We start from the raw sequence: 23,026 nt of genomic DNA on the forward strand, positions 1-23,026 counted from the left end.
CCTGCTCACACCCGAGCAAGGTGTGCGCCGTCTAGGGCTTTTGACGCCTGCGGTAGCGGACGGTGCACGGCTGCTGTAGCTGCACCACCATCTTGCTGTGATCGTTGCGGTAGCTGTCGGAGGGCTGGGCCATCTCGAACTCCCAGTCGCGCAACAGGATCGAGAAAATGGCCTTCAGCTGCATCAGCGCGAACGCCGCGCCGACACAGCGATGCCGTCCCGCGCCGAACGGAATCCACGTCCAGCGGTTGACGATGTCTGCCTGATTGGGGTCGATATAGCGGTCCGGATCGAAGTCCTCCGGGTTCGGGAAGTCCTCGGGGATGCGGTTGGAGATGGCGGGAGTGGCGGCGACCAGGTCGCCTTCCACGATCCGATGCCCGCAGACCTCGAATTCGCCCTTGGCGACGCGCATCAGGATGATCAGCGGCGGATGCAGTCGCAGTGTCTCCTTCAGCACTGCCTCGAGCTGCGGAATCCGGCGCAGCGCGGCAAAACTGACTTCCGAACCGTCGGCGTACAACTCGTCGAGCTCGTCGACAACCCTGGTCAGCAGATTGGGGTGCCGGAGTAGTTCGATCACGGTCCAGGCGGCGGTGCCGGAGGTGGTGTGGTGGCCCGCGAACATCATCGAGATGAACATGCCGGTGATCTCGCTGGCGCTGAAGCGCGGATTGCCGTGCTCGTCGGTGATGATGATCAGGATGTCGAGCATGTCGCGTTCCGCTTTGTGCGCAGGCGGGTTCGCGACGCGGCCGTCCATGATGCCCTGTACCAGGTCGACGAGTTCGCGGCGCGCCTCGTCGCGGCGACGGAAGCTTTCGATCGTCGCGTAGGGGTCCACGTAGGCCAGTGCGTCGGTGCCCCGCTCCAGATCGTGGTAGAGCCGCGCGAAGCGGTCGTCGAGTTCGTCACGGAATCTGGTCCCGATCAGGCAGGCCGAGGACGTGTAGATGGTCAGTTCGGCAAAGAAATCGAGCAGGTCGATCTCGCCGGCGTCGCCCCAGCGCGCGAGCATCCGCTCCACCTCGCGCTCGATCGTCGCGGCGTGCCCGCGCATCTGCTCGCCGCGTAGCGCCTGGTTGTGCAGCATCTCCTTGCGCCGCTCGGGGCTGGCGTCGAAGACAACGCCCGCGCCGAAGATCGGTTTCATGAACGGGTAGGCAGCGCCCTGATCCAGATCCTCGTCGCCGGAGCGGAAGAAGAACTCGTTGGCCTCGGCGCCCGACAGCATGATGACGCGCCGTCCGGCCAAGTCGAACGACCCGACATCGCCGCATTCGGCCCGGACTCGGCGCATCAAGGCCAGTGGATCGACCCGAAATTCGTCGAGGTGGCCGTGTTCGTGCTCGCCTCCGGAAACCCGCCGTGGTTTGACCAGGGTCATTGGAAATCCTCCCGGTATAGCTGTCCAGACGTACGATGGACACGTGTCTGGACACTACTACGACATGTAAGGCCGGGCAAGCAATCCGGCACTGCGAGCGGGGCAACGACGCGCCCCTCTCCAGGCAGGTGAGTAATGCATTCGAAGCAACAGACCGATGGGCCGCGATTGATAATCGCCCGAAGCATCTGGCGGGCATTACGCCGGAAAATTGCCGGTGCTGCCCTGATTCTCTCGATGGCCATCGTCATTGCCACTGTGCTGTCGATGTATTCGGGCAGGTACATCTCGACCGCGTCGGTCACCGTCGACGTGCCGCGCGCCGGACTGGTGCTCGACCCAGATGCCAGGGTGAAGTACCGCGGCGTCGAGATCGGCCGGGTGGCGGCGGTCTCCCGAGCGGAGGACCGGGCGCGGCTGCGGCTGGATCTCGACCCCGAGTTGCTGCGGCTCATCCCGGACAACGCGAGGGTGGACATCCACTCCACCACCGTCTTCGGTGCGAAGTATGTGAATTTCCTTGTTCCGGAACACCCTTCGGGCCGTCCACTGCGACCCGGCGCGCAGGTGAGGGCCGAGGCGGTCACTGTCGAGTTCAATACGCTGATCGACCATCTCGCCGACCTCCTTGCGAAGGTCGAGCCCGGCAAGCTCAACGTCGCCATGAATGCACTGAGCACCGCATTGCAAGGGCGCGGCGACAAGCTCGGCGAGACACTGGCGCACACGGATTCCTATCTGCGCGAGATCAAATCCGAGCCTGCCCGCGCTGCGACGGGATCTGGCCGCCACGGCCGATGTCACCGGCCTGTACGCCGACACCGTCGGAGATCTATTGCGCACGGCGGAAAATGCCACCACCACGAGTGCGACGATCACCGACCGACAGTCGGATCTCGACGCGGTACTGCTGAACCTCGTCGGCGTCACGGACACCACAGGTAGTGCGCTCCGGCAGAGCGAACCGTCGTTGATTGCGTCGCTCCAGCTCTTCCGTCCGACGACCGCGTTGCTGTATGCCTATGCGCCAGGGCTGGATTGCGTCGTCAACGCACTCGGCAAACTCATGCCCCTCGCCGAGGAGTGCTCATGCTGGAAGCTGTGTGCCTGACTACGCAGGCTGCGGAAGAGGAAGCCGGGTACGGCACACGACGCGCCCAGCACTGCCCGGTAGTGCAGTGGGCGGCACATCCTCCTCGGACAGGCCTGCACGGGGGTGTCATCCAACTGTGCGGCACCGGCGCCAACGACTACTCAGAGTCGCTACGTTCGGGCTGGGGTTGTCGGGCTGCTTTTCACTGTCCGTGGCGCGGTTTCTTGCAGAAGATACCCTTGTGCGGATCCTTGTCTGCGAGATACCGCGAGTTACTGCGCGCCGCTATTTCACGCTCGGGTCAGATGACCCATTCGAAGGCTTCGGCTTTCGAGCGCGCGCCCTCGGCGGTGCGGGAGCGGTTGGGTTCTCCGAGGTCTGTCAGGAGATCTTCGGAGAGTTCGACCAGGGCGGCCAGGGTGGTGGGGGTGAACCAGGTGGGGCGGGTGGCGAAGAGGATGTCTTCGGTGGCGGTGTTGCCGCTGGCGCCGGGGGCGAAGGGGCAGCCGCCCAGACCGCCTAGTGAGCCGTCGACCATGGTGGCGCCTGCTCCGAGCGCGGCGAGGGTGTTGGCTACGCCCATGCCCCAGGTGTCGTGGCCGTGGAAGACGATGCGGCGGTGCGGGGTTCGGTCGCGGACCGCGGAGATGAGGGCGGTTACCCGAGCCGGGTCGGCCTGGCCGAGGGTGTCGGCGATGACGATGTCGCTAGCGCCTTCGGTGCGCGGGTCGTTGGCGATGGCGAGGACTCGTTCCGGATCTACCGGGCCGTCGAACGGGCAGGTGAAGCTGGTGGCCAGGCAGAGTTGGATTTCGCCGCCCGCTTCGTGGGCGAGGCGGACCGCGTCGGGCATGGCCGCGACGCTGTCCTCGGTGCTGCGGCCGATATTCGCCTTGTTGTGCGCGTCCGAAGCGGAGAAGCAGTATTGGAAGTTGCGCACGCCGGCGGCCGCCGCTTTTTCGACGTGCCGGGGTGTGGCCACCCAGACCCAGCAGTGTCGCAGCTCTTCGGGAGTCAGCGCCGCGATGAGGTCCATAGTGTTGGCCATCGGTGGCACCAGATCCGGGCGGGCCATGGAGCCGATCTCCAGAGCGGGCACGCCGAGCGCGAGCAGGCGCCGGACGATGTCGACCTTGTGTTCCACCGGAAGCACCTTGCCGGTGAGCTGAAGTCCGTCGCGCAGCGTCACATCGCGCAGCACCGACTCGGTCAGCACCGTCATTTCTTCTCGCGCACTTCCTGCGGCACACACATCACGCCACCGCACGGCTTCCCGTTTCCCACCGCCGGGTTGGGATGCACGGTGGGTCGGCGAGGTGTCGGGGCGCGCAGCTCATATGCCGAACGCCCAGGTGGCCGCCTGCGGCCATACACCCGACGAGTCATGAGGCCTCCAGTACAAGCACTGCGCGATTGTCCCTCACGACGCCTGCCTGTGTCTCGCGGGAGGTCCCGCGTCCGGCCGGCACCACCGTTGCGTGACCATTTCCCATGACTGCCGCACGTTCGTGACGCGCACGTTCGCGGTCGGCGTTTCCATAGGGAGCGGACGTGCGGTACGCGGTCTGCGTCGATGGTGACGAGATGGGCCCGCAATCCGCCGGCCGACACCCACTGGAAGTGGTCGATCGGGTTCGGTGTTCCTTGTCGTGTACGCGCACCATCGGACGCGGCATCCATATCCGGCGACTGGAAGCGCCACATCTGATCGACCACGCTTCCCTCGCGGGAGCGCACTCGGGACGTGCGGCGGTCATGACCCCTCCAGCGCATCGATGTCGGCGTCGCTCATGCCGAGCAGTTCCGACAGCACCTCGCGTGTGTGCGCACCGAGATCGGGGCCGACATTGCGGATGGGCAGCGACTGCTCGCCGATCACCGGCACGATGCCGGTGAAGCCGACCGTTTTCGGTTGCGAGGCGCCGACATCCACGGGGAAGGGCTGGATCATGTTGCGCGCTTTGTACTGTTCGTCGGCGACGATGTCGGCGGCGGTGTAGATAGGGCCGCACGGAATGGCGGCCGCATCGAGCAGCTTCAGGGCCTCTTCGCGGGTATGGGTGACCGTCCACTCGGCGATCGAGGCGTCCAGCCGCTCACGGTTGCGCCAGCGGCCCGCGTTGTCCTGCAGGTCGGGGTCGGCGGCCAGGTCCGGGCGGCCGATCACGGCCATATAGCGCTGGAAGATGGCGTCACCGTTGCCGCCGATGATGATGCTGACGCCGTCGCGACACGGGTAGGCGTTGCTCGGTGCGATGCCTTCCATCCGGCCGCCGACGCGTTCCCGGTTGATGCCGTAGGCAAGGTAGTCCGGCACCAGCGATTCCATCACCGACAGAATCGCCTCGTTGAGGGCGACATCGATGATGCGCTCACCGAGCGGAATCGACTCGGCCCGCTGCGTGCGCTGGAACAGCGCCATCACCGTGCCGAACGCCGCGTAGATCCCCGCGATGGAATCACCGATGGAGACGCCGGTACGCACCGGCGGCCGATCCGGGTCGCCGACGAGTTCACGCAAGCCACCGACAGCCTCGGCGACGGCGGCGAAGCCGGGCCGCGACGCCATCGGCCCGGTCTGCCCGTATGCGGAGATGCGAGTGATCACCAGATCGGGATTGACCTCGTTCAACACCTCGGGCCCGAGACCCCATTTCTCGAGCATGCCCGGTCGGAAATTCTCCAGCAGCACATCGCACCGGCGGATCAGATCGAGCACAATGCCACGCCCCGCCTCGGTGCGTAGATCAAGGGTGATCGACTTCTTGTTGCGATTGACGGTGCGATACAGCATCGAGGTGTCGCCGCCATAGAGCCGCCAGTTGCGCAACTCGTCCCCGACCTTGGGCCGCTCCACCTTGATGACCTCGGCACCGAAGTCACCGAGGATGCGTCCCGCGGTCGGCGCGGCGATGTAATTGCCGAGTTCGAGGACGCGCACCCCGTCCAACGGCCCAATACTCATGGCCACCAGTGTGGCCTATCCCCATCTCCACCACCCGCCGACCCGACGCGCGAGTGGCACACAGCTGCGGCAAACGTCGGGAGCACCCAGGGCTGCGTCACTCGATCCTCCACCACCGGCCAGACAGCCAGGTCGCCCGCCCGGCGCGCCAGCGGCACCTGACTACGGCAAACAGCGGGGCCCTCGACCCCGATCACGAACTTGGCAGGCAGCTTCAGGCGACCGAACAGGGACCAGTCGGAGTTCTGGGGGAGGTGGCCTCGGGTGAAGTGGGTGATGCCCGACTCGATGCCACCCGGGGCGACACTGACCACGCTCGCCCCACCGCGTCCGCCCACCCGGCGACCGGCACCGAACAGCGACGAAGGTCGAGAGGCCCCCTCAATGATGTGCCACTCGACGATCGACTCGGACCGGCCCCGGGGCGGGGGTTCGGGTGTAGTTGTGGCTGCGCGTGTCAGGAGGCCAGGCGCACCGGCTCGTCGATGGTCGAGTAGTGCTCGGCGTTGCCGGCGAGGATGGTGCTCGCGGTGCCGTCGACGCCGACGGGGACGTCGCCGGCGAGGGTGATGCGGGTCAGCTTGCGGGGCTGGTCGTCGTAGTCGTCGATGGCGTAGTGCTGGGTGGCGCGGTTGTCCCAGATGGCGACGTCACCGGGGGCCCAGTTCCAGCGGGTGGTGTTTTCCAGCCGGGTCACCCGGTCCTGGAACAGGCGGAAGAGGGCCTGCGACTCGGTGCTGGACAGGCCGACGAAATGCTTGACGAAGTGGCCGACCAGCAGGGCGCGCTCGCCGGTCTCGGGGTGCACCCGCACCACCGGGTGCTCGGTCTCGTAGTAGCTCGACTGGAACTCGGCACGGTAGGCCTCGGTGTTGGGGGTCGACTTGTCGACGTTGCGGGCGGCATAGTCGTAGACGTTGGTGTGCACGGCGCGCAGGTTCTCGGCCAGCCGCTTGAGCGGCTCGGGCAACGAGTTGTATGCGGCGACGGTGGAGGCCCAGGTGGTCGAACCGCCGTAGGACGGCAGGTGCACCGCGCGCAGGATCGAGGCCTTCGGGATCCGGTCGACGAAGGTGACGTCGGTGTGCCAGCTGTTGGCGCGGCCGTGCTCGGAATCGATGGCCAGGCTCTTGACGCCGTGCGAGGTGACCGTCGGGTGCGGCGTGGTCGGGCTGCCGAGCAGCTCCGCGAAGGCGTACTGCCCGTCCTCGTCCAGGTGGTCCTGGCCGCGGAAGAAGATCACCTTGTGCTCGAGCAGTGCACGCCGGATCACCTCGACCGTCGCCGAGTCCAGGTCGCCGCCGAGCCGGACATTGTTGATCTGAGCACCGATGTGGGCACCGAGCTTGGTCACCGAGGTGGTAGCGGGAGTGGCGTAGTCGACCGTCATGAGATCACCTTCGCTGTTCGAGGCTGATTGATGCGCTGTTGAGCACATCACCCGAACTGCCCCGCCAACGAGGGTTTCCGTCGCCATGATCACAATTGCAGTGCGCGCGCAATAGGCGCTCGCGCGGCGTCAGCTCACATGTTCACGCAGGTAGGCGAGATCGTCGGCGACGCCTTCCGCGGGGGTTTCGAGGATTACCGGAGCGTCGGCGGTGCGGCACACCTCGGCGAGCAGCTGCGGGTCGATGGTGCCGTCGGCGAAGTTGGCGTGCCGGTCGGCGCCGGAATCGAACTCGTCGCGCGAAGAGTTCAAGTGCACCAGATCGATTCGACCGGTGATCGCCTTGATCCGTTCGACGACGCCGACGAGCTCTTCGCCGCCCGCCCAGGCGTGGCAGGTGTCGAGGCAGAAGCCGGCGCCGTATTCGCCGACCGCGTCCCACAGCCGGGCAATCGAATCGAAATGCCTGGCCATGGCATGGTTTCCGCCCGCAGTGTTCTCGATCAGAATGGGCACCGCGAAGCCGCCCTTGTCCTGCTGGCGTTCGAACAGCTTGCGCCAGTTATCGATTCCGGTGTCGATCTCGGCATCGGAGCGGACGTGGCCGCCGTGCACCACCAGGCCGAAGGCACCGAGATCCGCCGCGGCCTTCGCCTGCTGCGCCACCGCGTTGCGCGACGGCATCCGCAGCCGGTTGTTCAGACTCGCCACATTGATTTGATACGACGAGTGCACGACCACGTCGATCGGACTCGCGAGGATCTCCTCGGTCCGTGGATGTGGGGTCGGCTTGTCCCAGCTCTGTGGATCGACGACGAACAGCTGGATGACATCGGCGCCGAGTTTCTCACCGAAACCGATCGGATCGCTGTCGAGCCGGACGTGTGCTCCAATGCGCATGGGGCCACTTTATCGACTGGCACCGACAAGCCGGGAGCAACCGATACATAGGCCGAATGACCGCACAACGAGTCTGTTGCATCGAGGCGGCGCATAGAGATACATCGGTAGGATCCAGGTGCTCGACCCGATGAGGGGGGTGAATCCACTGTGTTGCGCAAAGGCGACGTCTTCGCGGGCTATGCCATCCAGCGCGTGCTCGGCCAAGGCGGCATGGGCACCGTCTATCTGGCCAAGCATCCGCGGCTGCCGCGGCTGACCGCGTTGAAGCTGCTGAACCCGGAGCTCTACAGCGACACCGAAATCCGCGGCCGCTTCGAGCGCGAGGCCGACCTGGTCGCCCGGCTCGACCATCCCAATATCGTGACCGTCTACGACCGCGGCGCGGAGGACGAGCAGCTGTGGATCTCCATGCAGTTCGTTCCCGGGGCGGACGCATCCTGCGCGGATGTGAATGTGCTCGCGCCGGGTCGAGCGGTGCAAATCGTGGGCGACACGGCCAAGGCATTGGATTTCGCGCACGCCAACGGCGTGCTGCACCGTGACGTGAAACCGGCCAACATCCTGCTGGCCAAAGCGCCGATCGGACAGCCCGAACGGGTGCTGCTCACCGATTTCGGCATCGCGGGCGTGCGCGACAGCGACACCACGCTGAGCTCGGCAGGCTCGATCACCGCCACCCTCGCCTATGCCGCACCCGAACAGTTGCTCGGGCTGCCACTGGACGATCGGGCCGATCAATACGCGCTCGCCTGCACCCTGTTCTGGATGCTGACCGGCGTCGGACCGTACTCCGGCGGCAATCCGGCCGCGGTCATCAACGGCCATCTCTACCGACCGGTGCCGTCGGTATGCCACACCAGGCCGGGCATTCCACCCGCACTGGACGGAGTACTCGCGCGGGCGCTGGCCAAACGATCGACAGACCGGTTCGGCAGCTGCTCGGAGTTCGCGGCAGCAGCACGATGGGCGCTCTCGTCCAGCGGACCGCAACACCCGCACCCTCCGAACGGATTACCGCACACCGCACACCCCGCACCTGGCCGGCCGGCCGTCGGTACGACGCCGCCACATCACGCGCCGACCAACCATCTGCCACCACACCCTGCACCACAGCACGGGCCGCCATCACACCACGCCGCACCGTATGGCCTGCCGCCTCATCACGCCGCACCACACCATGCACCGCAGCAGCCTGCATGGGCGTCCCCCGCGCAACCGCAGGCCGTTCCGACGCATACGGCATCTCCTGCCACGCAACAGCAATCCATGCCACCACACCCCACACCGCCGCAGGCGACAACGGCGTATACGGCGCACCCGCAAGCCGTTTCACCACACGTCGTGTCTCCCACCGCGCGGCAATCCACGCCACCACACCTCACACACTCGGCACCACACAACACCGAGGTGTCGCCCGAGCAGCAGGGGGCGGCCGGATCCGCCGACCCGCAGCCGAGCTCGGCGGCACCGCGGATGCCGCTGCCACCGCGGCGGAAGCCGCGTCCGGGAACCATTGCGCTACCCGATATTCGGGCGCGACCGGCCAGGTCGACGCCACCCGATTCGGCGCGGCGCGGCGGGCGGCAACCGCCCGAACCACCTCCTCCGCCATAGCTTTTCGCTATAAAATGGGCGAGCTGGGGCTGCCCGAATACTGCTAAGGTTTCGATGTTTTCGCGCACGGGTCGGGCCGATCGCGCGTTCTTATGCTGTACGTCTGCGCATCGGTGGGTCCCGATGCGTGGCGGGAAGTGGAGCAGACATGCTGGCCAGCGGTGACGTTTTCGCCGGCTATGTCATCGATCGGCAACTGGGTCGCGGTGGCATGGGTTCGGTCTACCTGGCGAAACATCCGCGGCTACCGCGGATGACGGCGCTGAAGCTGTTGAACAGAGAGATGTTCTTCGACAAGGAGGTGCGGGCGCGGTTCGAACGGGAGGCGGATCTGGTCGCCCAGCTCGACCACCCCAATATCGTCACGGTGTACGACCGCGGCCTCGACGATGAGCAGCTGTGGATCTCGATGCAGTACATCGACGGCATCGATGCCGCGTCGGTGGATCCCAAGACACTGCCGCCGGAGCGGGCGGTGCAGATCATCAAGGAGACCGCGGACGCGCTCGACTACGCCCACGGCATGGGCGTGCTACACCGCGACGTGAAGCCCGCGAACATCCTGCTGGCCCGCTCGGGCGCGGGACGCGGCGAACGGGTGTACCTGACCGACTTCGGTATCGCCCGGCTGCGTGACGACACCGGCCATCTCACCCAAACCGGGACCTTCACCGCGACGCTCGCCTACGCCTCACCCGAGCAGCTGACCGGCGCCACACTGGACCACCGATCGGATCAGTATTCGCTGGCCTGCTCATTGTTCTGGCTGTTCACCGGCACCGGCCCCTTCGCTGCGACCAACCCGGCCGCGGTGATCCAAGGACATCTGCAGGCCGCGCCGCCCGCGCTCAGCAGCGCCCGCCCCGGACTGCCCTATGCACTGGACAGCGTCCTCGCCAGGGCCATGGCCAAGCGACCGGAGGACAGGTACGCCTCCTGTTCGGAGTTCGCGGCCGCCGCACGCCACGCCCTCACCAATCCGAGCGTGCCGTCGATGCCGGTCGTCGGCGGGCCACGCCCCGTCACCGGGCCCGCCGTTCCCCTGACCGGCGGACCTCGCCCGCAGACCGCACCGCCGATTCCCGTGACGGGAACACCGTTTCCGGTGGCCAACGGGCCGGGTCCGCGTACGAGCGGGGCACACCCGCTGACCGGACCACCCCTTGCCAACACCCCGCCGGGCACGCAGGTGCAGCCGCCCATGCAGACCGGCCCCGCCCAACAGCAGCCGAACCCGTACCAGCAGCCGACCAACCAGCAGCCCCCATTCGGTTTCCACACACCACCCGGACCGCCGAATGGTGGTGGCGTGCGGCCGATCCCACCCGGTCAACCGCCGCGACACAAGTCCAACACCGGACTCATCATCGGGATCAGCCTCGGCGTGGTGGTGCTGATCCTGGTGGTTCTCGGCATTATCGGAACCGTCACCGACGATTCGTCATCGACCGCCAGCACCAGCACATCCACGTCGTCCTCGTCGAGCAACAGCGGCACGGTGACTCCGAGCATCGAAGCGATCAGCACCGAATTCGGGCGCATGGTGCCCACGTCCAAGTCCGGCGACACCGGCTACAACGGCGCCCATTGCATCGCGGCCGATTCGACCTCGCCGTCGCCACCGACCACCGGCTCACCGGATTTCGGCAAGTGGCTCTACGAGTGGGATTGCTACGGCGGCGGTGAGACCGCCGACCCGGACCCCTTCTACACGATCTTCGTCTACGAATCCGCCGCTGACGTGCAGGCCATGGTCAACGCCCTGCCGACGAACACCAAGTCGACCGACACCAACGGCGGCATGTCGTACACGAACTACAAGTACACGAACGACGGGCCCAAGATCATCACCGTCTTCACCGGCGACAAGGATCGCGCCCAGTTCGCCATGTACACCGACGGTCTCGCGGGCAGCATCGAGAAGGCCATGCGCTGGTGGCGCACGGCGCCGCTGAACTAACGCGAAAACCCGTCGTATCCCGCGGTTCTCGGGCTCGGCTCGCGGCGAAAGGCGAAAATGCTTCGCGCCGGAGCCGTCCCGGATCCTACGATGGTCGACATGTTCGGCTTCGCCATCGCTCAGCAGTCCGCAGTCGCGGACGCGATGGCGGCTGCCCTGGCAGCGTCGGCAGCCGCTGCCGCGCAGCTCGACGGCGCCCGAAGCTGACCTTCCCCGGGATGTCCCGGGACCTCGGACGGGGAAGGTCACCCGTCCTAGAGGTTCCGCCGCGCCATCTCGAAAACCAGGGAAATCCCATGTCCAAGAAGACGTATGTCCGCACCAAGCCGCACCTCAACATCGGCACCATGGGTCACGTCGACCACGGCAAGACCACCCTCACGGCGGCGATCACCAAGGTGCTCGCCGAGCGTGGCGGCGGTAGTTTCGTACCCTTCGACCGCATCGACCGTGCGCCGGAGGAGGCGCTGCGCGGTATCACCATCAATATCGCGCATGTCGAATACGAAACGGCCACCCGGCATTACGCGCACATCGACATGCCGGGTCACGCCGACTTCGTCAAGAACATGATCACCGGCGCCGCCCAGCTCGACGGCGCCATCCTGGTGGTCTCCGCGCAGGACGGCGTGATGCCGCAGACGGCCGAGCATGTGCTGCTGGCCCGTCAGGTCGGCGTCGAGCACATCGTCGTCGCCCTCAACAAGGCCGACGCGGGCGACCCGGAACTGCTCGACCTGATCGAGCTGGAGGTCCGTGACCTGCTCACCGCCCAGGGCTACCCCGGCGCGGAACTACCGGTCGTGCGGGTGTCGGGGTTGCGGGCGCTGGCGGGCGAGGACCGCTGGACCGCGGCGCTGCTCGAACTGCTCGACGCTGTCGACACGCATGTACCGATCCCCGTCCGGTACACCGACGCGCCGTTCCTGCTGCCGGTGGAGAACGTCCTGACCATTACCGGTCGGGGCACCGTCGTCACCGGTGCGGTGGAGCGCGGCCGGGTCCGTCTCGGTGACCGGGTGGAACTGCTCGGTCTCGACGGCGAGGCGCTGACCACGGTCGTAACCGGGGTGGAAACCTTCGGCCGGACAATGGAGTTCGCGGAAGCGGGCGACAATGTCGCGCTGCTGCTGCGCGGCGTACAGCGCGGTCAGGTCCGTCGCGGCCAGGTCGTCGTTGAGCCGGGCAGCATCGCGGTGCACACCCGGTTCAACGCCCGCGTGTACCTGCTCGGCACGGCCGAGGGTGGTCGGCGCACACCGATCACCTCCGGCTACCGCCCGCAGTTCTACGTGCGGACCGGCGATGTCGTCGGCGACGTGACCCTGCCCGACGACATCGGAATGGCGATCCCCGGCGACACGGTCGAACTGACCGTGCGACTGGGTCACCCGGTTCCGCTCGAGCCGGGCCTCGGCTTCGTCATCCGCGAGGGCGGGCGCACTGTCGGTGCGGGCACGGTGCTCAGCACCGACTAGCGGGCGATGCGGGGAGCCGCGATGTTCATGCGGCTCCCCGCATTACGGCCGATTTCTACTGTGCCGCATCGTCGTCCGGGAGGTGCGATTCCGGATCCAGGGTCGGCACCCTGGTGGCTCGCATCGACAGGAACGTATCGAGCAGCGCGAGTCTGTCGACGGTCAGACCGGTTGTCATGGACGACAGTTCGTCCAGCAGAATCTCCGCTCCTGACGCCACCTCGATCCCGGGCGATCCCGGGTCGACCCGACGCCACGGCAGGGCGATCGACCACGAGGGGTCGCCGCAGGCCCACGCCCACAGGACGGCACGGACCACCGTGTGCATGGTGGTGTACACCCGGAAATGCTCCGCCTCGGATCCCGCTCGGTGTTCGAGTTCGTAGACCCACTCGTAGCGGCGCGCCCCGATGTAGTTGTCGTCGTCGCGCGCCACGACCAGAAAGGGGTCGTCCGGGTCGGTTCCCGCGACCACGAGGTCTTCCAGCAGCGGGGCGGTGAGGTATGGCAGCGTCCGCCCGTCACCGACGGTGACCAGGACCTCGACGTGGCCGCGTGGGTCGTAGAGATGCCCGGTCTGCACGTCGAGAACCGCCAGGTCGCGATCCTTGGTCAGCTCGAGCACGGTGTGCAGATGCCGGTTGCGGCCGGGCCCGGTGGCGCGCAGGACCGCTCCGCGGGAGTCCGCAATGGTGACGACCAGATCATCGGCACTGCTGCGGCCGTTGGCCTCGGCCACGAACTCACCTACGTCGGGCGAGATGGCACCACTGTAGGGATGAGCCCACATCTGCCGGTACCGCTCGAGTGCGTCGAGGGCGGTATCGACATCAGCGGCCGGGGCTACCCCGAAATCGCAACTCACCCAATCGAGTTAACCCGATGACAATAGGGTTCCCCAGGATTGGGGACTAGTGCGCAGTCGCTATCAGGTGAATGCGTAGTGCACGAATTCACCGGCCGACTCGAAACCGATGGCCCGATAGATCTTGTTCGGGGTGGGGTTGTCGATATCGGCGAACAGGCAGACGTCGACGCCCTCGGTGCGCAGCGTGTGCGCCACATGAGCAGTCAGAATGCCGGCGTAACCGTGGCCACGATCGGCGGGCGGCGTGTAGACGGGACCGATGCGGGACCAGCCGTACACGGGCGCCTGATGGGCCGCCAACGAGACCGGCCTGCCCTCGTGTTCCCACAGCCACCACCGCCCCGCCGCAATCCGCTTGCCCACGAGCGTGGCGGTCCACCCCTGTGGGCCCATGCCCGACTCGACCCGCATCGCCTCCGACCAAGCGAGGCACAGATCGATGTCGGATTCGACCGCGCGGCGCGGCGAACCGGCAGCCTCGGGGAACCGGAGTGTGCGGAGCCGATACAGACGCATGGTGTAAGCATGCCGATACCCGCCGCCGCGCATCGCACTCCAGCGGTCGCCGAACCGGGTGGCGGTCTCGATGGCCCCCTCCACTCCGCCTGCGTCGGGAGCGATCTCGGCAAGCGCCTCGGCGACGGCGTCCACGCAGCTGTCGGCGAGCTCACCGAGGTACAGGTCGCGACCCGCGCTGCGCATCGCCACACCGAGCACTGTGCCGTCCTCGGCGCGCGCCGAGAGGAAACGCGACGGCTCGTTCGAGCCGTCGAGGCCACCGGCGGAGTTGGCGGTACCGGTGGTGATCACTGTGTGCCGCAAGGGGTCACGGCGCAGGAACGTCTCGGTCCGCGATCGGAACTCCGCGGGGTCCGTGGTGATCTCGATCCGCATCGGATCAGGCTAGAGCCCCGAATGCGCTGTGCGCTCGTAATTCTCGCGAGCGCACAAAATACACATACCGAAGTGTCAGTGTTTCAGCCGGTTTCGCCCACTCGCGCACCTTCGGCGCGGAGCTTGAGCAGGACCAGACCCGCTGTGCACGCCAGAATCAGTCCGGCAACCGTGATTTCGACATGTAAGCCGGCAATGCCGAGGACGGCCCCGACGATTCCGCCGACGAAAATCAGCCAGCCCGATATCCGCGACAGAATCGTGGACAGGGTGTGCACTGGCTGGTTCGACACCATATGCTGCGCCGTTGCCGGGGCCGCTGGTTCAGCGGCTGCGGACGAGGCATGCAGCGGAGTTGTCGAGTAAGCTCCCATCATCTACTCCTCGATGACGCCGATCAGAGTGTTGCTGTCGCGCAAAATCGCACCGCGCGTCTCTCATCTGGATACAGGCGTCTCACGCGTAACTTTGATCACACGCTAGGCCACGGAACGTGGTTCATTCGCGACACGTGCCCGCGACACGCAATGTAGATCAATTCGATATCTGAATTACGGATGTTTATGATGCGCATGTTCGGCGCATCACCAGCGAATTTCTCACCTGTGGCCGGGCCGCCCGGCCTCGATTAGTGTGAGCCCGACTCGATACGCACGAGGAGTGTCACCGATGGAGAGCAGCAGGACCAAGATCGCCGGTCCGGCGATCGCCGCGGGCGCGGTCTCCCTCGGACTCGTCCTGATCGGCGCCTGCGGTGTCGGCAAACACGACACCTATGTCGCACCACCGCCGATCAAGTCTGCCGCCGACGCCGCACCGATGCGGGAAGGCTCCAGCGTGACGGTGCCGAAGGTCTTCATTCCGCCCTCGCCCACCTGGAAGGTCGCCCCCAACGCACCGCGTAGGGATGTGGCCTTCACCGTGCCGCCGACGGCGGCGCCGGGGGAATCGACCACCCGGCCGTCCGGGACGACGACGTTGCGGGCCGACACCAGTCCGCTGCCGCCACCACCGCCGGTCGTCGCTACCGAGGCCCCCGAACCGGTGACCACGCCGCCACCGACTACGCCGTCCGTCGAACCGACGCCGCCGCTGGCCACGACACCGGCCGCCGAGCCATCCGGCGGCGGCGAGTAATCCGATCCCCCGCGACGGTGCGTGAGCTCACAACCCACGCACCGCCATCCGGTTTTAGAGCTCGGCCAGGTCGTAGTCGCCGACTCCCGCGGTCAGCACCCGCAGGTGCTCGAAACCGCCGCCGAGCGTGCGCTCGATGGCGGTGAGCCGGGCCACGTAGTGGCCGACAGGGTATTCCGCGGTGACACCGATGCCGCCGTGCATCTGGATCGCTTCCTGACCGACGTGCCGGGCGGCCCGACCGACCTGCAACCGGGCCCGCGACGCGACCACCGGGTCGTTGCCGCCGTCCGCCAGCGATGCCGTCGCGTAGAGACTCATGCTGCGCGCGAGCTCGAGCGAGACGTACATGTTCGCCGCCCGTTGGGTCAGGGTCTGGAACTTCGACAGCGTGACACCGAACTGCTTACGCGTACGCAGATATTCGGCGGTCAGCCGCAGTGCCTCCGCCATCGCGCCGACGGACTCCGCACACAGCCCGGCCTGGGCGTGCACGGTGGTCGACTCGATCGCCGACGCGGCGTCGAGGTTGTCACCGAGCAATTCCGCGGGCGCCTTGTCGAACTCGATCTGTGCGCCACGCTGGCCGTCCACCGTCCGGTAGGACTTGCGCACCACGCCGGCGGCGTCGAGACCGACCAGGAACAGACCAACACCGCCACCGGGCAGCACCGCACTCACCACGAGCTCATCGGCGCAGTCGCCGTGCGGCACCGGGTTTTTGATGCCGGTCAGCACGTAGGAATCGCCCTGCGCCGTCGCAGTCGTGCCCAGTTCGGCGGACGGCCAGCGCACCCCGGGCTCGGCATGTGCGAAGGCGAGCAGCTTGTTGCCTTCGACCACCTCGGGCAGGATCCGCTGCCGTTGCTCAGCACTGCCGACCCTGGCGATCAAGCCACCCGGCACCAGCACCGCGTCCAGAATCGGCTCCGGTGCGAGCCTACGGCCGACCTCCTCCAGCACGAGGTTGGTCTCCACCGGTCCGGCACCGACGCCGCCGTCCTCCTCGGTGAAGCTCAGGCCGAGCACGCCGAGTTCGGCAAGCTGACGCCAGACATCGCGGCTCCAGCCGAGTTCGGTGTCGGTAATCTTCAGCCGGGATTCGGGATCGTAGTTGCGGGCCAGCAGATCGCGGACGGTGTCGCGCAGCATGACCTGTTCATCGGTGAGTTCGAAATCCATGGTGTCGCCTCACAATCCGAGGATCGTGGAGGCGATGATGGTGCGCTGCACCTCGCTCGAACCTCCGTAGATGGTTGTCTTGCGGTAGTTCAGATAGCCGGGGCCGCTACGCTGCGCCCAGCCGGGCGAGGCGATGTCGTCGGCGTCGACCGGCACCGCGTCCTGGCCCGCGATATCGAGCAGCAATTCGGTGGCGGCCTGCTGCAGCTCGGAGCCGCGCAGCTTCAGCACCGACGAGGCCGGATTCGGCTTGCCCTCGACAGAGTTGGAGACCACGCGCAGCTGGGTGATCTCCAACGCGAGCAGTTCGTTCTCCAGCTCAGCGATCCGCGCCGCGAAGACCGGGTCCTCCAGCAGCGTGCCCGAGCCCGACTTGGTCTGGCGCGCATAGTCTTTCGCCACACCGATCTTGACCTTGGTGCGGCCGACGCCGGTGATACCGGTGCGCTCGTTGCCGAGCAGGAACTTGGCGTAGGTCCAGCCCATGTTCTCCTCGCCGACCAGCTGATCGGCGGGCACCCGGACGTTCTCGAAGAAGACCTCGTTCACCTCGTAGCCGCCGTCGATGAGCTTGATCGGGCGGATGGTGACACCGGGGCTCTTCACGTCGAACAGCAGGAAGGAAATGCCCGCCTGCTTCTTCGGTGCGTTCGGATCGGTGCGCACGAGGCAGAAGATCCAGTCCGCGTACTGCGCGAGCGTGGTCCAGATCTTCTGGCCGTTGACGATGTAGGAATCGCCGTCGCGCACCGCGGTGGTGCGCAGCGAGGCCAGGTCCGAACCCGCGTCGGGCTCAGAGAAGCCCTGGCACCACCAGATGTCCAGTGCCGCGGTCGCAGGCAGGAAGCGCTGCTTGACCTCCTGTGATCCGAACTGCGCGATCACCGGGCCGACCATCTGGGCATTGAACGTCAGCGGCTCCGGCACCGAGGCCAGCTGCAATTCGTCCTGCCAGATGTGGCGCTGCATCGGCGTCCAGTCCTTGCCGCCCCACTCCACCGGCCAGTTCGGCACGGCCAGACCATGGTCGTTGAGGATTTTGTGCGCTGTGACGATGTCGTCGCGGGACAGTTCGTGGCCGTATTTCACGCGCTCACGGATGTCTTCGGGAATCTCGGTCCGGTAGAACTTTCGCAGCTCATCGCGAAAGACCAGCTCGTCGGGGGACAGACTGATTTTCATACACATCTCCCGGTGTGTCTCGTACGTCCGAGTCAAACCTACCCTCCGGTAATCTCTCATTGCCGACTGGGTCACAGCGGGAGGACACGCATTCGCCCGGACACCGTGACCGGCTAGCTCGGCGGCGGAAACAACGAGCTGGTACGTTGCTGGGCGTGGGTAGGGGAACCCTGGGGATCGGTATCTAGGAGTAACGAGTGAACGGCAGACCCATCGCACGCGCGGCCGCGGCAATGACCTCCCTCGGTATCGGTGCGGTGCTGGCACTCACCGGGACCGCAGCGGCCGAACCGGTCGCGCCCTCGCCGGTCGACATCGGCCTCGCCCAGCTCACCGACACCGCGGGAACCGACACGGCCACGCAGGCGGGCGTCGCCGCCCTGCAGCAGTACACCAAGCTCGTCGATGTAGCCGAATTGCGGCACGTCGCAGGCACGTTCATTCCATTCGCGTACGCGGCGCCGACCTTCGGCTGTGGCAGCAACGGCCCCATCACCACCATCATCGCCGCGGCCACCGCCAACGGGCCCACCTCGAACGAGGGCGCAAACCCCAGCCCGGGCACCCTGCGGTTCAGCGCAACGCCCGCGCACTCGGGTTCGCCACTGGCCTCCGGACTGACAGTGGCCTGGATCAACATCAATACCGGCGCCAGCGGTCTCGACATGCTCGACGACCGGACCGAATACGGCCTGCCGAGCCTGTCGAAGAACGTGGCGAGCGGATCGGGCACTGTCCTGGCCTCGATGTGGGGCATCATCGATTACCCGTTCGCGCACTGCGTGATGACCCCGACGGTCGGGCTGTTCACTGTCCCCAACGCCCCGGCGCCCGCTCCGGCCGCGCCCGCCGTCCCGGGCGAAACGCCGTCGCAGCCGGGCGCGGCGCAACCTGCCCCCGCCAACTCCCAGCTCCCCACCGCGGCGCCCGCACCGGCTTGATCGAGCCCGGCGGCGCGGTCGATCAGCGAACCGCCTGACTCCGATCTCGTTGCCCGCGTAGAAATTCGGGTGCGATCGTGCGGTGATCGCACCCGAGTTCATTGCCCTCAGCGCAGCTTCGCGAAGAAGGTCCTGACGTCGGCGGCATGCATGTCCGGAAGTTCCATCGGGATGAAATGGTTGCCGGTGTTGCCTTCCGGCCAGTGCGCAATGATGTTGTCGCGCTCGGCAAGTCGCCGCATGAGCGCGGAGCCGCCGCCGTAGACGCCGGTGGGGACCAGCTGCTGACCGGTGGGCCAGGTGAATGCGCCGTTGCCGTCGAGACCGTTGTACATCGGCCAGGACGACGTGCCCGCAGTGTTGGTGAACCAGTACAGGCTGATGTTGGTCAGTAGATGGTCGCGGTCCATCACGTCTTCGGCCCGGTCTGCCAGCGGGGTGAATTCGTCGAACTTCTGCATGAGCCAGGCGAGCAGGCCGACCGGGGAATCGGTCCAGGCGTGCGCGAACGTCTGTGGGGCCGCGCGCAAGAGGACATGGTGGTCGATACCGCCGGACATCCACTGCTGCATCTGATCCCACTCGGCGCGTTCGTCGATGGACATGGTCGGCACGTCGGCCTCGGTCGGCAGCCCGATGCCGCCGTCGATGTGCACCCCGACCACACGACGGGGCGCGTCGATCGCCATTTCGGGCGCGACATAGGCGCCGAGGTCACCGCCCTGCGTGCCATAGCACTGGTAACCGAGGCGGTCCATCAGCGTCACCCACATCTCGGCGACCCGGCGCACCGTCATTCCCGTCTCGCGCGGCGCTTCGGAGAAGGCGAAACCAGGGACCGAGGGGATCACGACGTGGAACGCTTGCGCAGGATCGAGGTCGTGTGCGCGCGGATCGGTCAGCAGCCCAATAGTTTTCGTGAACTCCACGAACGAATTCGGCCAGCCGTGGGTGAGGATCAGCGGGAGCGCCCCCGGTTCGGGCGAGCGCACGTGCAGGAAATGCACGTCGAGGCCATCGATTTCGGTGACAAACTGCGGAAACTCGTTCAGCGCCGCTTCCTGTGCCCGCCAGTCGAAGCCGGTGCGCCAGTATTCGGCCAGTTCCTTCAGGTAGTCGACAGGGACTCCGCGCTCCCGGCCCACGCCGGGCAGCTGGGCCGACCAGCGGGTGCGCGTAAGCCGTTCGATCAGGTCGTCGACATCCGCCTGCGGGATGTCGATGCGGAAGGGGCGAATGGCGGTGCGGTCGATGTCCATCAAGATGGCTCCTTACGGGTCGGTCGTTCGGTTCGTGATCAACGGTAGGACCCATCTAGGACAATCTGTGTCCTAGCTATCTGGAATCCTGAAAACCATGAACGACACCCCCGCTCGCATGCTGCGGCTGCTCTCGCTGCTGCAGACTCCTCGCGAATGGCCGGGCAGCGAATTGGCCGACCGCCTCGGCGTCACCGATCGCACCGTACGCCGCGATATCGAACGGTTGCGCGACCTCGGCTACCCGGTCGAAGCGACGATGGGCGCGCTGGGCGGCTACCGGCTGGTCGCAGGCACCGCAATGCCGCCGCTGCTGGTAGACGACGACGAAGCGGTCGCCATCACGGTCGGACTGCGCGCCGCCGCCGGATACGCCGTCGCGGGCATCGAGGAGGCGTCGGTGCGCGCGCTGGCCAAAGTGGAGCAGGTGCTCCCCGCGAAATTGCGCAGGCGAGTTCGGGTCCTCGGCGCCGCGATGACACTGCCGAACGATGACGGCCCCTCGGTCGACCCGGACGTGCTGACGACACTGGCCTCGGCCGTAACCAACAGGGAGCGAGTGCGCTTCGCCTACCGCAGCGGCGCAGGCTCCGAAACCCGTCGCCATGTGGAACCGGCCGGGCTCGTCGCCGCCCGCCGACGCTGGTACCTCGTCGCTCACGACATGGAACGTGACGATTGGCGCGTCTTCCGCCTCGACCGGATCGAACGCCCCCAGGCCACCGGCGCGCGCTACGCCCCGCGCGAACTTCCCGCCGCCGATCCCGCCGCATATGTGGCCGGGCGCCGAACCGATTGGGGCACACCCATTTACCGCGTCAGCGTGACAATCCACGCGCCGGTCGGAAAGGTCGCAGGCCGACTGGGCGATACCCCGGGCGACCTGGCCGCCATCGATCGCGACTGCTGCCGGCTCGAGGCCACCCGCGACGACTCGCCGGAGTGGTTGGCACACCGCCTGATCGGACTCGGCGTCGACTTCCAGGTGCACGAGCCACCCGCATTGGTCGCGCACCTGCGAACTATCTGCACTCGCATCACCACAGCCATCACGGCGTGATCGTGGACCCGGCTAGGCGGTCGTCGTCATCCGACACCCGCTGCTGGTCTCGCGCCGGTGGTCGGCCTCGTCGCTTCGTGGCCATGTGACGGTTCGGCTCGCGCAATTGTGTGATCGCGACGTGCAAATTGCCGTGCTCATCCACCGAGGCGGGGTGTCGTCGCCGAGCCGGGCGGCGAGTTCCCGGTAGCCGGCGTCCACACTCTCGGCGACCAGGTCGGCGGACGGGTGTGCGGATTTCGTCGCGGATCGGTCGCAACAGGCGCGATAGGTCGGCAATCCCGGGTGGGACTTCTGCTTGGTCCGAATCCTTTCCCGGGCGGGGACGCTCTTATGGGGCGGTCCGATTCAAGCCAAGAGGCATTGGATCAGGACGACACGGCCGACGACGCCGATCACCAAACCCGGTTGGCATACCAGTGATCCAGCTGCACCCAGCGCACGACAGTCCTCGATCCCGGTCCATCCACAACCACAAGGAGCCCACATGTCCGTTCTCCACCTGCCGCAACCAACCCCAGCGACGCCCGTGAGAGGGCCGTTGCCCGGCCGTCGATGGTCCGGCTCGCGACGCCGGACGCCCGCCCTGGCAGTCATGGCGGCACTGGCCACCAGCATGCTGTCGATCGCACCCAGCGCCGCAAACGCCGACACCACGGCCGGTCAGCCCGTCCCCGCCACCGACATCGCATCGACAACAGCTGACGACGTCGGTCAGTCACCGTCGTTGACAGCACCCACCCATGTCGTCACCGTCGCGGGGCTGGCGATCGCCTACCGCAGCTTCGGACACGGACCAACCCTGCTATTGACCCCGTGCCTCGGATTCAGCATGGACGACTGGGACCCGGCACTGCTCGACCGCCTGGCCACGACCAACCGCGTCGTCATCTTCGACTCCGACGGCGTGGGACGGACCCCGGCCAGCTCCTCGGCCATCTTGACCGTCCCACAACTCTCCGATCAGGTTGCCGGCCTGATCCGAGCTCTCCACCTGAACCGCCCCACCGTCGTGGGCTACTCCCTCGGAGGATTCGTCGCGCAACGTATGGCCGTGGACCACCCCGATGCCGTTGGCGCCCTGATCCTGATGGGTACCGGCCCCGGCGGATCACAGCAGGTGCTGCCCGATCTGCCCAGTCTGGTCCGGGGTGGGCCGGCGTTCGACCCGCTTGTGCCTGCCGACCAGGTCATTCCGCTGTACTTCAGCGGCCACCCCGACGCTCTAGGTGCGTGGCGTCAACGAACAGCTCTGCGGCCCAACAGGGTCGGGATGAACCTGACCGGCCTCAACCGTCAACGCGCCGCAATGACCGACTGGCTCATCAACCCCACCACCAACGTCGTCAGCAGCCTGCCCACCCTGCAGCTGCCCACCCTCATCCTGGGCGCCGAAAACGACGAACAAGAACCCGCTGCCAACTCCACCGTGCTACACCACTACATCAACGGTTCGGAATTGCTGATCTACCCCGGGCTCGGTCACGCGTTCCCCTTCGAAGCACCAGAGCGCGTTGCTGAAGACATCGCCCGGTTCACTCGGTAGCAGCCCGAACAGTGGGCTGAATTCTGCCGGGGTGACCTGGTGATCTGCCCCTGCATTCCCGCGAATGCGAGTGCAGGCGTTCACTTTTCGGGTGCCCGCCGTCCTGCGAAGCCGCAACTCATTCGAGTGTCTCGGAACGCAGCACGCGCTCGAGCGGTTCTGCGAGG

Annotated in this window: 19 protein-coding genes and 1 pseudogene; 9 read left to right on the forward strand and 11 right to left on the reverse strand. The window is 66.7% G+C overall.

Annotation, left to right across the window (positions count from 1 at the left end; translation table 11 throughout):
• Positions 1–31: 31 nt before the first annotated feature.
• On the reverse strand, positions 32–1,387 hold the full coding sequence (locus tag ACLMAL_RS13780; RefSeq protein WP_411999418.1) for a cytochrome P450: 1,356 nt from the start codon (positions 1,385–1,387) through the stop codon (positions 32–34).
• A 267-nt stretch (positions 1,388–1,654) separates the two neighbouring features.
• Here ACLMAL_RS13780 and ACLMAL_RS13785 point away from each other — a divergent pair.
• A pseudogene (locus ACLMAL_RS13785) lies at positions 1,655–2,071 on the forward strand (MlaD family protein); the annotation flags it as partial.
• Between the two features lie 97 nt (positions 2,072–2,168).
• Positions 2,169–2,498 (forward strand): MCE family protein, encoded by a 330-nt coding sequence (locus ACLMAL_RS13790; RefSeq protein ID WP_411999484.1) that lies wholly within the window; start codon positions 2,169–2,171, stop codon positions 2,496–2,498.
• 283 nt (positions 2,499–2,781) lie between these two features.
• Here ACLMAL_RS13790 and ACLMAL_RS13795 read toward each other — a convergent pair whose 3' ends face one another.
• The 4 genes from ACLMAL_RS13795 to ACLMAL_RS13810 form a co-directional block, all read right to left on the reverse strand.
• Positions 2,782–3,702, reverse strand: a complete 921-nt coding sequence (locus ACLMAL_RS13795) for a hydroxymethylglutaryl-CoA lyase (protein WP_411999419.1) — start codon at positions 3,700–3,702, stop codon at positions 2,782–2,784.
• Between the two features lie 531 nt (positions 3,703–4,233).
• Positions 4,234–5,445 (reverse strand): CaiB/BaiF CoA transferase family protein, encoded by a 1,212-nt coding sequence (locus tag ACLMAL_RS13800; RefSeq protein ID WP_411999420.1) that lies wholly within the window; start codon positions 5,443–5,445, stop codon positions 4,234–4,236.
• Positions 5,446–5,902: 457 nt separating this feature from the next.
• The gene (locus ACLMAL_RS13805; RefSeq protein ID WP_411999421.1) at positions 5,903–6,835 is read right to left on the reverse strand and encodes a TauD/TfdA dioxygenase family protein; all 933 of its coding nucleotides are present in this window, start codon (positions 6,833–6,835) and stop codon (positions 5,903–5,905) included.
• A 129-nt stretch (positions 6,836–6,964) separates the two neighbouring features.
• The gene (locus tag ACLMAL_RS13810; RefSeq protein ID WP_406232672.1) at positions 6,965–7,735 is read right to left on the reverse strand and encodes a deoxyribonuclease IV; all 771 of its coding nucleotides are present in this window, start codon (positions 7,733–7,735) and stop codon (positions 6,965–6,967) included.
• A 150-nt stretch (positions 7,736–7,885) separates the two neighbouring features.
• On the opposite strand from ACLMAL_RS13810, the gene ACLMAL_RS13815 reads away from it, so the two are divergent.
• From ACLMAL_RS13815 to tuf, 3 genes are all read left to right on the forward strand, one after another.
• The gene (locus ACLMAL_RS13815; protein WP_411999422.1) at positions 7,886–9,352 is read left to right on the forward strand and encodes a protein kinase domain-containing protein; all 1,467 of its coding nucleotides are present in this window, start codon (positions 7,886–7,888) and stop codon (positions 9,350–9,352) included.
• A gap of 148 nt (positions 9,353–9,500) precedes the next feature.
• Positions 9,501–11,312, forward strand: a complete 1,812-nt coding sequence (locus ACLMAL_RS13820) for a protein kinase domain-containing protein (RefSeq protein WP_411999423.1) — start codon at positions 9,501–9,503, stop codon at positions 11,310–11,312.
• Positions 11,313–11,608: 296 nt separating this feature from the next.
• Positions 11,609–12,790, forward strand: coding sequence for an elongation factor Tu (tuf, locus tag ACLMAL_RS13825; RefSeq protein WP_411999424.1), 1,182 nt, complete (start codon positions 11,609–11,611; stop codon positions 12,788–12,790).
• A gap of 55 nt (positions 12,791–12,845) precedes the next feature.
• On the opposite strand, the gene ACLMAL_RS13830 is transcribed toward tuf, so the two are convergent.
• From ACLMAL_RS13830 to ACLMAL_RS13840, 3 genes are all read right to left on the reverse strand, one after another.
• Entirely contained in the window at positions 12,846–13,655 is an 810-nt protein-coding gene (locus ACLMAL_RS13830; RefSeq protein WP_411999425.1) for a hypothetical protein, read from the reverse strand.
• Between the two features lie 63 nt (positions 13,656–13,718).
• Complete coding sequence (locus ACLMAL_RS13835; protein ID WP_411999426.1) at positions 13,719–14,552, reverse strand: GNAT family N-acetyltransferase; 834 nt, start codon at positions 14,550–14,552, stop codon at positions 13,719–13,721.
• A gap of 83 nt (positions 14,553–14,635) precedes the next feature.
• Entirely contained in the window at positions 14,636–14,848 is a 213-nt protein-coding gene (locus ACLMAL_RS13840; RefSeq protein WP_411999427.1) for a hypothetical protein, read from the reverse strand.
• A gap of 373 nt (positions 14,849–15,221) precedes the next feature.
• On the opposite strand from ACLMAL_RS13840, the gene ACLMAL_RS13845 reads away from it, so the two are divergent.
• A complete protein-coding gene (locus ACLMAL_RS13845; protein WP_411999428.1) occupies positions 15,222–15,689 on the forward strand; it encodes a hypothetical protein in 468 nt (155 codons plus the stop codon).
• A gap of 54 nt (positions 15,690–15,743) precedes the next feature.
• On the opposite strand, the gene ACLMAL_RS13850 is transcribed toward ACLMAL_RS13845, so the two are convergent.
• Both ACLMAL_RS13850 and ACLMAL_RS13855 read right to left on the reverse strand, forming a co-directional pair.
• Entirely contained in the window at positions 15,744–16,871 is a 1,128-nt protein-coding gene (locus ACLMAL_RS13850; RefSeq protein ID WP_411999429.1) for an acyl-CoA dehydrogenase family protein, read from the reverse strand.
• Between the two features lie 9 nt (positions 16,872–16,880).
• The gene (locus ACLMAL_RS13855; protein ID WP_411999430.1) at positions 16,881–18,053 is read right to left on the reverse strand and encodes an acyl-CoA dehydrogenase family protein; all 1,173 of its coding nucleotides are present in this window, start codon (positions 18,051–18,053) and stop codon (positions 16,881–16,883) included.
• A 197-nt stretch (positions 18,054–18,250) separates the two neighbouring features.
• On the opposite strand from ACLMAL_RS13855, the gene ACLMAL_RS13860 reads away from it, so the two are divergent.
• On the forward strand, positions 18,251–18,994 hold the full coding sequence (locus tag ACLMAL_RS13860; RefSeq protein ID WP_411999431.1) for a hypothetical protein: 744 nt from the start codon (positions 18,251–18,253) through the stop codon (positions 18,992–18,994).
• 107 nt (positions 18,995–19,101) lie between these two features.
• Here ACLMAL_RS13860 and ACLMAL_RS13865 read toward each other — a convergent pair whose 3' ends face one another.
• The gene (locus tag ACLMAL_RS13865) at positions 19,102–20,253 is read right to left on the reverse strand and encodes an epoxide hydrolase family protein (RefSeq protein ID WP_411999432.1); all 1,152 of its coding nucleotides are present in this window, start codon (positions 20,251–20,253) and stop codon (positions 19,102–19,104) included.
• Positions 20,254–20,350: 97 nt separating this feature from the next.
• Between ACLMAL_RS13865 and ACLMAL_RS13870 the strand changes: the two genes are divergently transcribed.
• Together ACLMAL_RS13870 and ACLMAL_RS13875 are read left to right on the forward strand one after the other, a co-directional pair.
• Complete coding sequence (locus ACLMAL_RS13870) at positions 20,351–21,313, forward strand: helix-turn-helix transcriptional regulator (protein ID WP_411999433.1); 963 nt, start codon at positions 20,351–20,353, stop codon at positions 21,311–21,313.
• A 487-nt stretch (positions 21,314–21,800) separates the two neighbouring features.
• A complete protein-coding gene (locus ACLMAL_RS13875) occupies positions 21,801–22,859 on the forward strand; it encodes an alpha/beta fold hydrolase (RefSeq protein WP_411999434.1) in 1,059 nt (352 codons plus the stop codon).
• Positions 22,860–23,026 lie beyond the last annotated feature (167 nt).

This window comes from Nocardia sp. CWNU-33 (genome assembly GCF_046764895.1).
GTDB lineage: Bacteria > Actinomycetota > Actinomycetes > Mycobacteriales > Mycobacteriaceae > Nocardia.